Origin of the sequence: Candidatus Protochlamydia phocaeensis (assembly GCF_001545115.1) — a bacterium.
Classification (GTDB): domain Bacteria; phylum Chlamydiota; class Chlamydiia; order Chlamydiales; family Parachlamydiaceae; genus Protochlamydia_A; species Protochlamydia_A phocaeensis.
In genome coordinates this window covers 85,759-99,797 of record NZ_FCNU01000028.1, presented here as the reverse complement: position 1 = coordinate 99,797, position 14,039 = coordinate 85,759, and the positions used below count along the sequence as shown (strand labels likewise).

General features: G+C 42.5%; 12 protein-coding genes and 1 tRNA gene. 9 read left to right on the top strand and 4 right to left on the bottom strand.

The window, feature by feature from the left end:
* The first annotated feature begins 331 nt into the window (after positions 1 to 331).
* Positions 332 to 1,477 (top strand): acyl-CoA desaturase, encoded by a 1,146-nt coding sequence (locus BN3769_RS10015; RefSeq protein WP_068470137.1) that lies wholly within the window; start codon positions 332 to 334, stop codon positions 1,475 to 1,477.
* A gap of 94 nt (positions 1,478 to 1,571) precedes the next feature.
* Here BN3769_RS10015 and BN3769_RS10010 read toward each other — a convergent pair whose 3' ends face one another.
* Positions 1,572 to 2,897 carry a hypothetical protein gene (locus BN3769_RS10010; protein WP_068470135.1) on the bottom strand — a complete coding sequence of 442 codons (1,326 nt, stop codon included), beginning with the start codon at positions 2,895 to 2,897 and terminating at the stop codon, positions 1,572 to 1,574.
* A 327-nt stretch (positions 2,898 to 3,224) separates the two neighbouring features.
* Between BN3769_RS10010 and BN3769_RS10005 the strand changes: the two genes are divergently transcribed.
* The 8 genes from BN3769_RS10005 to BN3769_RS09965 all read left to right on the top strand — a co-directional run bounded on the left by BN3769_RS10005 (position 3,225) and on the right by BN3769_RS09965 (position 11,435).
* Positions 3,225 to 3,296, top strand: a tRNA-Cys gene (locus BN3769_RS10005).
* Positions 3,297 to 3,444: 148 nt separating this feature from the next.
* Entirely contained in the window at positions 3,445 to 4,269 is an 825-nt protein-coding gene (gene rsmI / locus BN3769_RS10000) for a 16S rRNA (cytidine(1402)-2'-O)-methyltransferase (RefSeq protein WP_068470133.1), read from the top strand.
* Positions 4,270 to 4,442: 173 nt separating this feature from the next.
* Positions 4,443 to 5,687, top strand: a complete 1,245-nt coding sequence (locus BN3769_RS09995; RefSeq protein WP_068470131.1) for an OmpP1/FadL family transporter — start codon at positions 4,443 to 4,445, stop codon at positions 5,685 to 5,687.
* Between the two features lie 317 nt (positions 5,688 to 6,004).
* Positions 6,005 to 6,199: a hypothetical protein gene (locus tag BN3769_RS09985; RefSeq protein ID WP_068470127.1), complete on the top strand. Its 195-nt coding sequence runs from the start codon at positions 6,005 to 6,007 to the stop codon at positions 6,197 to 6,199.
* Positions 6,200 to 6,696: 497 nt separating this feature from the next.
* On the top strand, positions 6,697 to 8,298 hold the full coding sequence (gene groL, locus BN3769_RS09980; RefSeq protein ID WP_068470124.1) for a chaperonin GroEL: 1,602 nt from the start codon (positions 6,697 to 6,699) through the stop codon (positions 8,296 to 8,298).
* A gap of 126 nt (positions 8,299 to 8,424) precedes the next feature.
* The gene (locus tag BN3769_RS09975) at positions 8,425 to 9,690 is read left to right on the top strand and encodes an ABC transporter substrate-binding protein (protein WP_068470122.1); all 1,266 of its coding nucleotides are present in this window, start codon (positions 8,425 to 8,427) and stop codon (positions 9,688 to 9,690) included.
* Complete coding sequence (locus BN3769_RS09970) at positions 9,687 to 10,691, top strand: FecCD family ABC transporter permease (RefSeq protein ID WP_068470120.1); 1,005 nt, start codon at positions 9,687 to 9,689, stop codon at positions 10,689 to 10,691. The genes BN3769_RS09975 and BN3769_RS09970 overlap by 4 nt, the downstream gene beginning before the upstream one ends.
* Before the next feature lie 6 nt (positions 10,692 to 10,697).
* Positions 10,698 to 11,435 (top strand): ABC transporter ATP-binding protein, encoded by a 738-nt coding sequence (locus BN3769_RS09965; RefSeq protein WP_068470118.1) that lies wholly within the window; start codon positions 10,698 to 10,700, stop codon positions 11,433 to 11,435.
* A 50-nt stretch (positions 11,436 to 11,485) separates the two neighbouring features.
* Here the strand turns inward: BN3769_RS09965 and BN3769_RS09960 are convergent, their stop codons facing one another.
* The 3 genes from BN3769_RS09960 to BN3769_RS09955 form a co-directional block, all read right to left on the bottom strand.
* Positions 11,486 to 11,875 carry a BlaI/MecI/CopY family transcriptional regulator gene (locus tag BN3769_RS09960; RefSeq protein WP_068470116.1) on the bottom strand — a complete coding sequence of 130 codons (390 nt, stop codon included), beginning with the start codon at positions 11,873 to 11,875 and terminating at the stop codon, positions 11,486 to 11,488.
* 228 nt (positions 11,876 to 12,103) lie between these two features.
* Positions 12,104 to 12,271: a hypothetical protein gene (locus BN3769_RS14785; protein ID WP_154017884.1), complete on the bottom strand. Its 168-nt coding sequence runs from the start codon at positions 12,269 to 12,271 to the stop codon at positions 12,104 to 12,106.
* Positions 12,272 to 12,415: 144 nt separating this feature from the next.
* Positions 12,416 to 13,858, bottom strand: a complete 1,443-nt coding sequence (locus BN3769_RS09955; protein WP_079989517.1) for a sodium-dependent transporter — start codon at positions 13,856 to 13,858, stop codon at positions 12,416 to 12,418.
* Positions 13,859 to 14,039 lie beyond the last annotated feature (181 nt).

Genomic DNA, 14,039 nt, shown 5'->3' with positions numbered 1-14,039 from the left:
AAAAAAAAATAATTGACCAGCCGAATCTTAAACTAACTTTTTTAAATCAAAATCTAAAACTACTAAAGCAGTCTTCAGCAATTATTAACCCCTATCATTCTTTTAACTGAGTTAAATTTACAAACAAGTTTAATTTAAAATCAAATCGATCAACATTTATTATTAAATGGTTTTAATAAAAACCACCAATCACAAATTAATTCATTTCCTAAAAAGATTTGACCTTTATTCCTCTTCTGTTTAATAACATAGGTAAATAAAATCGAGAGATAGATTGCCATTTAGTCGCTTTTGGATTAAAATGACATCATAAATTGAGAATGAGGTGAAGATGAGAAAGAAAGAATTTAATTGGGGGCCTGGGCTGTTTCTTATTATTTATCAAACTATTCTGCTCATTAGTTTGCCCTTTTATTTTTATTATGCCTTTCCCAGCTGGGGCATGATTTCAATCTCGATTGTCCTGCTTTATCTAACAGGGCTTAGCATTACGGCGGGCTATCATAGGCTTTACTCTCATCGCAGCTTTCGCACCAATTCTTTTGTAGAAGGAATTATTCTCTTTTTTGCCTCGATGGCCGGTCAAGGAAGCGCTCTGCGTTGGTCTTTTGACCATCGATTGCACCATGCGCATGTCGATACTGAAGAAGATCCTTATTCTATTAAGAAAGGCTTTTGGTACGCCCATTTCCTTTGGATTTTAGAAAAACCGCGCGACATCGATCCCAGAGTTGTACCGGATTTAATGAAAAATCGGTTGGTTCAATTTCAACACCGCCATGCCGGTTGGCTGATGGTGTTTACCAACATCATCGCTTTTTTTGTCGTTGGGTGGCTTCTAAATGACTATGTAGGTGCTTTCTTTTTAGCCTGCTGGACGCGCCTTTTTGTCCTCCACCATTTTACATGGTTCATTAATTCACTTGCCCATACATGGGGAGATAGACCTTTTTGCCAAGAGCAATCCGCTGTCAATAACTATATCATTGCCCTTTTGACCTTCGGAGAAGGCTATCACAATTTTCATCATACATTTGCAAATGACTACCGCAATGGAATTCGCTGGTATCACTTTGATCCGACCAAGTGGTTGATTTGGACGCTTAATAAAATGGGCTTGGCCAGCCACTTAAAGCGCATGGACCCTTATACGATCAGAAAACGCTTGGTTCTGGAGCGCACCCAGCTTTTGCAAGAACGCTTGTGCGATCTGTGGTACATTAAGAAAGATGAGATAGAAAAAAACATTTTAGAATTATCTGATCGATTAGTGGCTAAATTCGCTCAAATTAATCAGCTCAGAGAACGCTATTACAATGCTCGTTATGAAGGTAAAGAACGGGCTTTATTAAAGCAAGTTAAGCAAGAGCTTAGTCAGCTGAAGAAAAGCTTTAAGGCGGATTGGAAGCGCTGGCATAAGTTGTCGCGCAATATTATGCGCATGAAGCCGCTTGAGATTCAGCTGGGAACAGGGTAGGTTTAGCGAGGATTAACTAGAGATCCGTTTAGTTAAGTGTAAAATGAACTTCCAAAGAAAAGGGCTTCCTCGTAAGGAAGCCCTTTTCTTTTTCCTATTTGGAAGGCGCATTGGCAAAAAGTTCTTGGCAAAGCTCTTTCCAATAAGCTGTTCGTGTAAATGAGCGAGAATCCAAGGAAGCCAGAAAATTATCTTTCAGGTTATGGATGACGTGCACTTTGGCAGAATGTAAGAGATTAGGAGGTATAACAAGCTGATTGCCCTGTTGCTGCTGCTGCTTCAACTGATTTAAGGCATCAAGAATGGGTTTGCTAATATATCTATCCACATTCATTTCTTTGGCTGATTGAGAATTAAAATACGTTTGACAAAGCAAATCTAACTGATCAAGCGCTTGATTGACATCCGCTTCTTCTTCAAACTTTTTTACCTGCATTAAAAACCCTATCCCGAATTCTCCTTTCTTAACGGTAAAAGTCTCCAATTCAGCCAATAATTTACTTTTTACGACCGGACAAAAAGTATCATCTTCAGAAAAGTCTTCCGCTCCAAATAAATAGTTGCTGTCTAAAAGAGTTTTAGCCGCTTTATCGCAAAACACTTGATAATCTTTTAACACCTCTGCAAGGGCATCTTTAATCACTTGGATCATGTCTTCTTTTGAAGCAATGGCTTGATTAGCCTCCAGGGATATAGAAGTCGGATATTCGGTCTGCAAGGCCTCAGCCAGCCTATTCAAATCATCGATTGAATATTCGTCAAACCCTCTTCTCAAATGAGCTTTAAATAAAACCTTAAAATCCTGGCTAGAAATTGAAAAAGAATCTCGCAAAGGTACATGCGTGGGAAATTGAGAAGAAAATTGGCCCCATACCGTCTGAATCAGAGCTGACAAATTCATGGCCGTCTTCGAACGAGGAGACAAAAGTTGCTTAAATGAGTGCAGAAAACCTATCCGAGGAGACAACATGAGAGAGTCTGAAGACTGCCCCGTTGTCATCTGAGAAGAGCGGGGCGTGCGGTGAGAACGCGGAGTATCTACACGAGGTGAAATCGGCAGGCTTTTTTCCGATGCGCTCTTTTCCCCTTGTTCTTCAATCAAATCTTTCTTTTTTAAATTAAGTAAATTCTTGGCAAGTTCTTTCAAAAATACATTTAATTTTCTCACTTCCTGTTCATTGAGCGTTTTCACCTCAGGTAGATATTTGCTCTCAAGCGCGTGCTTGATAGATTCTATATCCATCGGTTTTTCAACATAGCTCAACTGCCTATTTCTCGACAGATGCCAAATTCTTCCCATGTGGCAGGTCTCGGAACTAGGCTCTCCACTCTCCACATTTTTTTGATCCTCCACGAACTGTAAGTTCAATTTTGGAATAGCTAGATTAATAGCTATATCTTTAGAAGCAGACGGAAACATAAACCTCTCTTATTAAATTAATAGTTAATTATTGTTAAAAAATTATAAACAAAAATAAATAAAACAACAATAAAAAAACTATAAATATTAAATTTAAATTACTATTAAATAAATTAATTAATAAATTAACTTTAAACAAAGTCATCCTTTTTCTTTGAAAATCTGTCGACTAGACTTTGAAGGGAAGCATTGGCAAGACAAGAATAAAGACATCTAAATTGCAAGCCTAATTCCTTGATTAGTAGATCATTTCAAATGAATTTGCGCTTTTTTTCCTAAACTTCTTGACGAGATGAAGAGTTTTTGTGTATAACCCCTTCCTTTCATGGTGGCATAGCCAAGTGGTAAGGCAGAAGCCTGCAAAGCTTCCATCCCCCAGTTCGAATCTGGGTGCCACCTAATTTATTCTGACAACCGCATGTCTGTTATGAATATCTTATTTATTCATTTGCTTGGACATTAATTCCTTTCTTTTCAATTTCTTTTTTTAATTATAAAGCTGGCGGATTGCCATTAAAATCAATTTCCAACGTGTAAGTGAATTGTTATGTTATACCTTGTCGCCACGCCAATTGGAAATTTAGCGGATATCACTTTGAGAGCATTAGAGGTTCTCAAGGCATGTGATTATATTTTATGCGAAGATACGCGCCATAGCTTGGTTTTATTGAAACACTACGAGATTCATAAACCTTTAAAAAGCTATCATAAATTTAATGAAGCTTCTCAAGCAGAAAATCTCCTTGCTGATTTGCAAGCCGGTAAAGAAATTTGCTTAATTTCAGATGCGGGAACTCCGGGCATTTCCGATCCTGGCGCCGCTTTAGTCAAGCTTTGTATTGAGCATGGTATTCCGATAACAGCTGTTCCTGGCCCTTGCGCTGCTATTCAAGCTCTTTGCTGTGCGGGACTCCCGACCGATCGGTTTCAATTCTGGGGATTCCTTCCTCGTAAGGAGGGAGAGCTCAGGCAGGCTATCCTATCCATTTTGTCTTATCCGGGCACAACGATTTGCTATGAATCCCCGCATCGTTTAATAGATACGTTAAAGATGATAGCTCTTCTACAACCGGAAAGACAGTTAGTTCTGGCACGTGAATTGACAAAAAAATTTGAAGAATTTGTTCGTGGCCAAGCACAAGTATTGCTTGAACGCTGGGAGCATGCTCAACCGAAAGGAGAGATGGTTCTTTTATTTTCCCCTCCCCCTCAGCAAGAGAGGCAAGATTGGCAAGCATGGACGCCAGAAGAGCATGTTAAATGGATGCAAGACACCTATTCCTTAGATCGCCGCGAAGCCATTAAGATGGTCGCTGATTTGAGGCAGGTTCCTAAACGACAAATTTATAATCAGCTTCATCAAAAAGATTAGCATTTAGCTTTTTATTTCCTCTCTATCAAACCGCTCTTTCACTCCTCTAATTAACAATCAGTCAATCCCCTTTTGCTCGTTGGACCCCTGCATTTTTAATTACAAATTTTAAACGATCTTTTATATCCCTCAAAAAGATAAAAGCTGCTTTGGACTATAAAAAAAGGAAAGCTATGCAAAAGAAGTTTTGGCGGCAAAGCGTGTGGATTGGCTTAACCATTTTAGCGACGTTCTTAGCAACCAAAGCGGAGGCCACTTTTGCCAGTACCAAAGCATTGGGAATGGCAGCAGCCAACACAGCTGCCCCGCAAGACTCTTTAATTGTCGCCTACAATCCCGCGGGGATTACAGAAGTCGGCGATCGTTTTGATTTAGGCATAAACTATATCCGCACAGAGTCACGGGCCAAAGTAAAGGGCAGCCTTAATCCTCTCTATAACGGCAGCTTTGATGGGGCAAAAACGAAAGAGATATTCGCCCCCGAATTCGGACTAGCTAAAGCCCTTCCTTATCGCCTTTCTGCAGGCTTAGCTGTCTATAATAGCGATTATCTTAAAACAAAATTCGGCAGGCCGGTTCCTATTCTAGGAACCACACGAGCCGGATTGGAATATGTCCATGAAACCGTTGCGGGAACGATTGCTTGGCAAGTTGATCCTTGCCAAACCATCGGTATTTCCATCAATTACATGGTTCAGCGTTTCAAAATTGAAGGCGTTCAAAATACAATTCAGGCTTCTGCTTTCCCCACAGATGTTACAAACCGTGGCTATAATTATTCTCACGGGGTAGGATTTACTTTAGGCTGGCTCGGGCATTTTACTCGCTATTTTTCAATAGGAATCAGTTACAGACCTCGCACGCATATGAGTAGATTCCATAAATACAAAGGTTTCTTTGCCGAACGCGGGCGCTTGGACATTTCCAGCCTTCTCACCGCAGGCATTGCCTTTCATCCCTTTTGCTTTCTTACTTTGACTTTTGATGTTCAACACATTAATTGGAGAGAGAATCGCTCTCTGCGTAATAAATCCATTCCCAATGTTTTTATACATCCTACCGGCTCACGAAAGGGGCCCGGGTTTGATTGGACCAATCAGACCTTTTATCGCGCTGGTATTGCTTATGCCATTAATGACGAATGGACTGTACGAGCTGGCTATCGCTATGCTCACACTTCTATTAGAGCACGCTCCACGCTTGTCAATATCCCCACGCTAACGTGCACGCAAAGCTATGTGACAATGGGAGCAACCTGGTCTTGGAATGCCTGTTCTGAGATTTCGGCTTTTGTCGGCTATGGATTCAAGCATTCGATCAAAGGTAAACCTTTGCCGGCCATTCCCTTCGGCGGAGGCCGCGTTGATTTAGAAGAGCAAAAGATGATTGCAGGCATTTCTTTGGGACAATCTTATTAACCTGAATGTGGAGTTTTTTGCCCTTTGGACTAACGGGAAAGCGCTTGCAGTCGAAGGGCAAAAACTCCACACTCAGGTTATTAAACAATTGATCCTGACTGAAAATCCCAACAGCTGACTTTCAGCAGAGGCTTGCTTGTCCTTATCCATTCCGCCTTCCACTGGCTGCTGCTTTTGTTTAAAACCGCGTCCTTTTCCTTTTTGATCACTTCAAAAGGAAAACGTCCAAATTCGGGTTTTAACCCATTCTCTTGTTTTCCAAAATGCAAAAACAAGGTAAAATAATTCTCTTAAATGATTTAACCTAAAGATTTGGCATGAAAGAATCTCGTACTAAACAATTTGATCATCTTCTTCATCCTTATATTTTTGTCCTTAAAGAAGGCAAAGATATCCATACGGATTTCTTGGATTATTCCCTTTTACTCTTGCAGGTTGGCCAGGCGGATACCCTTCCTTCGCCACAGTCCTCAAGATCTAGCAGTCTAAACATTCAGTTGCTAAAAAAGTAAATTTCCCGCTTGCAAAATTCCCTTTTTTGCTCTACACTCGTCTTCCTCAGGAGGACTAAGACAAATTGCTGAAAGGGAGTTTGCATTGAAGCAAGAAAGCGGGATTCATTTCCGATTTATGGAGTTAAAGAAGAGAAAAGCAAGTCTTGTCCTCTCGTCGGCAATTACCTATTCGCTTCAGCTTAATTTTGGCTATTTCGGTTGCGCATTACTTCTGCAGCGACCCAAATCCAAATCGATGCCGGAGCGAGTATATTAATCTGAGTTTTGAATGTTTGCCCTTGGGGCGATACGATAGATCTATAATTTTAATATAGACCTGCTTATCAATTGTTTATAGCTGAGGCTTTGAAACAGTCGAGAGGAAAAACTCAAAATTAGGTTATTAATCTAGGCTTGCTTGAATAGCGTTTGAAAGCGAATTGAACGCCTGTAGAAGAGATCTTAAATCAAGAAGGCCTAATGAAGCCAATTTCAAAATTAAACGAGGAGCAGATATGTCAACACCTAAGGAAATTATTTTTGAAGAAGAAGCAAGAGAGCTTCTCTTAAAGGGAATAAAAAAACTAGCTGATATCGTTGCCTTTACGCTCGGTCCCAAAGGACGCAATGTGGGCCTTGAAAAAAGTTGGGGAGCTCCTACGATTACTAACGACGGGGCGAGCATCATTCGAGATATTGAATTAAAGGACAAATATGAGAACATGGGCGTCGCCATGGCCAAAGAAGTGGTGCAAAAAATTAAAGAAAAATGCGGCGATGGAACGACAACAGGTACGCTTCTGCTGAGGGCTTTAGTCGAAGCGGGCATTAAAAATATTTCTTCCGGTGCCAGTCCGATCGGCCTCAAGCGTGGGATGGATAAAGCTGTAGAGGCGATTGTTAAAGAAATTGAAAAAGCGGCCATTCCCGTTAAGACGACTCAAGAAAAGCGCAATGTGGCAACAGTCTCAGCCTCTGGCAACCAAGAAATTGGCAACTTGATTGCGGAAGCCATTGAAAAAGTGGGTAATTCAGGTGCTATTACGATTGAGGAAGGCAAAACGACTGAGACAACAATTGAAGTGGTCAAAGGAATGAAATTCGACCGCGGGTATATTAGCCCCTATCTGTGCACGGATATCGAGAAAATGACGATCGAGATGAATCATGCACAAATCCTCCTTGTTGATAGAAAAATTTCCAATATTCACGAACTTCTTCCTGTTCTGCAAACCATCGCGACTTCCGGAAAAGAGCTACTCATCATCGCTGAAGATTTGGAAGGCGATGCACTATCCACGCTTGTCGTCAACAAGCTTCGCGGAACGCTTAAAGTCGCCGCTGTCAAAGCGCCCGGCTTTGGCGATCGTCGCAAGGCTATGCTGCAAGACATTGCTGTTTTAACAGGCGCAACGGTCATTTCCGATGAAGTGGGCCTTTCTTTGAAAGAAATTTCCACCTCTGCATTGGGATCGGCCGAAAAAGTCACCGTGACTAAAGAGACGACAACTATCGTTGGTGGAACAGGCTCTCCTCAAGACATTGCGGCCAGAATCAAGCAAATCGATGCTGAAATCGCCCAGACAAAGAGCTCTTATGACAAAGAGAAGCTTGAAGAGCGCCGCGCCAAATTAAGCGGAGGCGTTGCTGTTATTCGCGTTGGAGCCGCTACCGAAACAGAAATGAAGCAAAAGAAGCAAATGTTTGACGACAGCTTAAATTCGACTAAAGCTGCGTTAGAAGAAGGAATTGTGCCTGGCGGAGGCGTCGCTTTATTAAATGCAAGCAAAGCCCTTAACAATCTTAAATTGGAAGGCGATGAGGCCATCGGAGCTAAGATTGTCCTACAAGCCTGCGAAACGCCGATCAAGCAGATAGCATTTAATACCGGATTTGATGGAAGCGTCATTTTAAGCGAAGTGATGAGCGCTTCTAATAAGAATACGGGCTTTAATGCCACGACGGAAAAAGTGGAAGACCTCGTTGCAGCCGGAGTCATTGATCCTGCCAAAGTTGTCAAAAATACGCTGACTTATGCGGCCTCTACAGCCGGAATCGTCCTCTTATCGGAAGCGTTGATTGCAGACGCTGATGAAGAAGAGGAAGAAAAAGAATAAGGCAGCAGCTTCCTTTGGCTGGCTTGTTGTTCCCTACGGAACAAGGCCAGCCTGATTCGCTTTCTCCTTAATATCGCTTCTGCTTTCCCTTATGTGTGATCTCCCAGCCATCCTATAGGATCCGAGATGAAAAAGTTTCTTTCCACTCCGCTTTTATATTCTCTTATGATTAGTTTTGTAATGGGATGGTGGACTTTGGCTTTTCGGGCTAATTCTTCTCACATGCTGGATACATCCGAATTGGAAACGCCAGCCTTGACCCTCAATACCGCAGATTTACTTCCCTATCTTTCTCCCATTCAGCGAGAATCCTTGCGTCAAGCCTTGGCAGGAGATATCCCCCTCATGCTTGATTTCATCGCCAGCTGGGACCGCGATGCGCAAATACTTACAGAAAAGGGAGTGAACGGAATTCAACGTTTATCTTCGGATGCCTATCTGCAAGCCCATTTAATTGCCCGTCTCATCCAAGAATCCCCTTCTGATAAGCTGCAAGAATTAAATTGCCGGTTGCGTCTGAAAAGCATGAGAGATGATGCCGGGCATATCATTCAACTGGAAGATTCATTTACGCGCTTTCTTCCACAGACTTATGTCGCTGCCAGTTTTCTGCTTGCCATTGCCAAACCGCAAGAATTGACGGCCATCCCCAAAGGACTGAGAGAGCTGCCTCAACTTTATCCTTCCGAAGCGCTGGAGCGCATTCCTTCACATATTGATTGCTATCAAGCCGAAAAGCTTTATTTAACACAGCCTCATCTAGCCTTTGTTGCCCATTATACCCATCCCCCCATGCTTGAAATGCTGCGCAATCAGGGCATTAAACTTTATACAATTAAGAATATTGATACATTAGCTGACATTCAAGAGACTCTGTTGAAAATCGGCCATGCCAGCAACCACCCGCTTGAAGCTAATTTGCTCGCTCTTTTTATCCAGGCATCTTTATTGGCTATAGACAATCGCTTTAGAGCCTTAGAAGAGCTTATTTATCAGCCCGATTCTTTTAAGACAGTCCTTTACTTGTACTATCACCAAAATTACATGATGCCCACGGACAAATGCTTAACAGGCCAGCTTTTACAGCGGGCCTTTGCCCTGCATAAGGGACTGTCTTGCCCCATTCCCTCTAGCCAACATGAATGGCGCATTCCATTTGAGCAAGAAAAAATCCTCAATAGCAATCCCGATTGCCTTATCCTTTCGCTCCCCCCCTCTGTCTCTGGCTTTAAAAATTGGATTGCGCATCATAAAATGTTTCAGGAATTGCCCGCTTTTCATTCGCGCCGCATCTTCTACGTCGATGAGGCAGTGCAAGAATCTCCCACTCAATATATCGTCCTTGCCTATTTTGATCTCTTTCAAGCCTTAGCAAGCGCACATTATCTATGAAACATCGCTATTCTCTTTACCTTTGGGGATTCGCCCTCCTTTTTCTTGCCAGCAGCACGTGGACTTTGATGACAGGGGAAACCCCGTGGAACCAAGTTTGGGAAGGGTTTCAACTGCGCCTGCACAACCTGTCCTCCCAATGGAATCCTCTACTAGACGAGCGGCTGCCGCGCTTAATTGTCCTTGCCTGTACAGGAGCCTCGCTGGCTGTATCCGGCGCCGTCATGCAGTCTTTGTTCCATAATCCTTTGGCGTCGCCAAGCGTTCTGGGTATCAGTGCAGGAGGTTGTTTATCTGTTGTTCTCGTCTTTATTTTCGATCTCCGCTTTACTTATCCCTACTCTTTGCCCCTAGCCGCTTTTCTAGGATGCCTGCTGACTCTATGTGTCGTGTACCTCCTCTCACGCCTGCAAGAAGGCGCCCATCTTACCAATCTCATTTTGACGGGCATCGCTGTTTCTACTATTATTATCGCCACTCAAAGCCTGCTCTTATATGCCCTGCGCGATCGCTGGCAGCTTATTCAAACCATTACCGAATGGGAAGCCGGGACGACAATTGACCGCGGATGGCAGCATGTCCATATGCAATTTCCCTTGACGGTTGTCGGATTATGGGGCTGCTGGATGTACCGCCGGGAAATGAATATTTTAGCATTAGGGGAAGAAGAAGCCAAAAACCTAGGAGTCGATGTCCAGCGCGTCCGCTGGCGCCTATTTCTATGCATTTCATTGCTGACAGGCGGCGCTTTGGCGGCCATTGGCATGATCGCTTTTTTTGGATTGGTGCTTCCACACATTATCCGCCGCTTGCAAGGTCCCGACCACAACGAATTGATCCCGCTTTGCCTAGTCTCGGGAGCTGCTGTCCTAACCACTTTAGACGTTCTGCTACGGGGCTTTGGCCTTTATGCCATCTCTATCGGCAATTTTTCAGCCATTATTGGAGGGATTTTCTTTCTCTTCTTGCTTTTTCGCTCCCACAAACGCACGGCCTTTTGAGGATCTATGACATTAGCGATCAACCGTCTCACTTACCGCCTCAAATCCAAAACCATTCTTTCTTGCATTACTTTAACTTTTCAGCCGGGTCTCTTATATGGAATTTTGGGCCCTAATGGCTCTGGAAAATCAACCCTATTTAAAACCATGACAGGCATTTGGTCTCCTACTGAGGGAGAAGTCTTTTGGCAAGGACAACATTTATTAAACTTGCCGCGCTACCAAATTAGCCGCACCGTCTCGCTTGTCCCTCAAACCCCTTCCCTCTATTTTGATTTTACCGTCACTGACATGGTGGCCATGGGACGCTATCCTCATTATCAAGGCTTGTCTTCCCAAGAAAATAACTTAATAGAAGATTGCTTGAAAAAAGTAGATGCCTGGCATTTACGGCATCAACTGCTCTCTCAATTGTCAGGCGGGGAAAGACAGCGGATCTATATTGCAAGAGCCTTGGCAACAGAAGCCCCGGTCCTTCTTTTGGATGAACCGACCTCTTATCTCGACCTTCGGCACCAATTAGAAATCTGGGAATTGCTGCAACTCCTTGCCCGTCAAGGAAAAACAATTGTTACAGCCGTGCATGACTTATTAGCCGCCCAGCGCTTTTGCGATCGGCTGGCCATTTTAAATCAGGGAAAATGTGTGGCAACCGGCGCCTATGCAGATATTGTCACCCCTTCTTTACTCCGAGACATTTTCGGGGTCCAATGGGAACAAGGCGGGGCTTATTTTGAGCTTTAAACCCTAAAAGGCTGGAGGGAAAGGGCAAAATAAACTCAAAATTCAGGTTATTAAAATTTATTCACTCTCCTATTCATCTTTGCTTTTTCAATCATTTTTTCCATGTCGGCCAAATCTTCCTCGGAAAGATCATCCGCCGATTCGATCAAATAAGTGATTATCTGACTTGTTTGCACTCCAAAAATTTTCTTTTTAAAATGGGCAATAAAGGAGGGAATCTTTTCTGTCGGATCCGATAGCCAGTACTCATATTGTAGGCCAATCCGTTCTCTAGATAACGTGCCTTTTTGAACCAACCTTCCCATCACTGTCAGGATCGTCGTATATTTATTGCTATCCTTTCCGAGAATGTGGTGCACATCCTTAACTGTCATCCTTTTCCCATTTTTTAAAATTTGCAAGATTTCTAGCTCCAACTCGCCAAAACTACGCCTTGACATTTGCTTAACTCCACACTCAAGTTAATCACAACACCTTACTACATATGTAGTAAAAAAAAATAATGATCCGCTCTTAATTTTTAAAGGTGGGTGATTAAAAATGGGGGAATTTGATCTGCTAATTGTCGTGAAAAGGAAAGAAATTTAAATAAATGAGGGGGAAAAGATAAAAAAAATCCCTTTCGAATTTCGAAAGGGATCAAAAAATTTTTAAATGCTTATCGTATTCTATCTAGTCGCTTGATAGCGAAAAGACCGCGTATTTTCGGAAAGAATCACTCCGGAAGAAGGCAGTGAATTTGATGGGCGACTCTTATGATTTTGCATGGTTGCTTGTCTATTAGAGCGAATGACCTTCTTTTGAACATGTCTTATATGATGAGTGATATCTTTCATAACACCTCCATACGGATAGAATTGAAAAAGCTTTCAGCTTTTCTAAAAACCATTACTTCAGTGACTTAATGAAAAGCTAAAGCCCCCATTAATAAAGAAAAAAGAAGAATAGAATTATTCTTCCTTAGTCTTATTATACTCTTTTTAATCTTTTATTTGAAAAGTTCTTTCGGGAACCGGAATATTCTCTTGAGTTTTCTCTTTTTTTGCGCCACCAAAATAGGTGTCGATATCAATTAATCCGCTCTGTTGCAAGATGATGAACACAATGGCGACAGGGCCGATCCAACGAATAAAGAAAATCCAAGGCCGCCAGATCCAGCGCAAGGTTGTTCCTGCATTCAATTCTTCTTTACTTATTTCTTTATCCAATACCCAGCCTGTAAAAATAGCCACCATCAATCCGCCAATAGGCAAGAACCATAAAGAGACAATATCATCAATCGTCTCAAAAAAAGTTTTACCGTAAATTGCCGGCCAATTAGCAAAAAGCGTATGGGTATTGGACAAGGCGCTGGGAATTCCAAAGACCGAACAGGCAATGGCCACGACTAAGACGGCCTTCTGCCTTGACCAACCCAATAAATCGGTAAAATTAGCGGCCACGACTTCAATCAGGGCTACAGCAGAAGTGAGGGCTGTAAAGACAAATAGAATAAAAAATCCTGTCGAAATAAATAAAGCGCCTGGGAGCTTAGCAAACAAAACAGGCAGCGTTTTGAAGACCAGTCCGGGGCCTGCTTCGGGAGCAAATCCGAAAGTAAAAATAATGGGAAATATCATCAGTCCGGCTAAAAGCGAAACGAAAATGATCATGCCTCCAATGATAAAAGCTGTCTTAGGAATATCTTCGCTGCGCCGCATATAGCTCCCATAAGTCAGCATAATCCCCTGTCCCAAGCTTAAGGTAAAAAAGGAGAGGCCCAAGGCTTCGATAGCTGCCGAAGGCTTAAAGCGGGCAGGATCGGGATAAAAAATAAAATTAACGCCTTCCCAAAACCCATCCAAAGTAATAGCAAAAATGCACATGCCAACTAAGATAATGAGCAAGCCGATCGTCATAAAACGGCTCCAATATTCAATCCCTTGTCGAATTCCGCGATAAACGACAGCGGCTGTCAAGGCGGTAAAAGCAAAATGCCAAAATAAAGTGATATCAGCTGAAGAAGCTAAAATGTCAAATACGCCTGCGATCTCTTTGGCAGTCATGCCCGCATAGAATTGACTTAAAGACATGAAGACATAATTAAGCCCCCATCCCGCTAAGACACTATAGAAGGACATAATTAAGAAGGAAGAGGCCACTCCGAGCCATCCTACAGTTTTCCAAGCAGCTGAATTGTTGGCCAAAGCGGCAAATACGCCAACGGCTCCCCGTTGGGCCTTGCGCCCCAAGACCAATTCAGCAATGAAGATCGGCACACCAATAAAAAACGTGCAAAAAATGTAAATCAAAACAAATATTCCGCCGCCATTTTCACCCGTCACATAAGGAAACTTCCATAATGTCCCCAAACCAATAGCCGAGCCTGCTGCTGCAAGAATAAAGCCTAAATGTGATCCCCAGTGCTCTCTTTGTTTTTGCATGATGTTTCTCTCCGGTTATGGATAGTTAAGAATATTTATTTTTATTGAAAAAAGGGGAAAAAGACGGGAGCGGCAGCACATTAGCACGTAGCTGTACCAAGCGTATATACGCCAGAAAGATAGACGGGACTAAAAAAGGAATCTGTTAAAAATACGCACAAATGTGTTAACATGTACACTC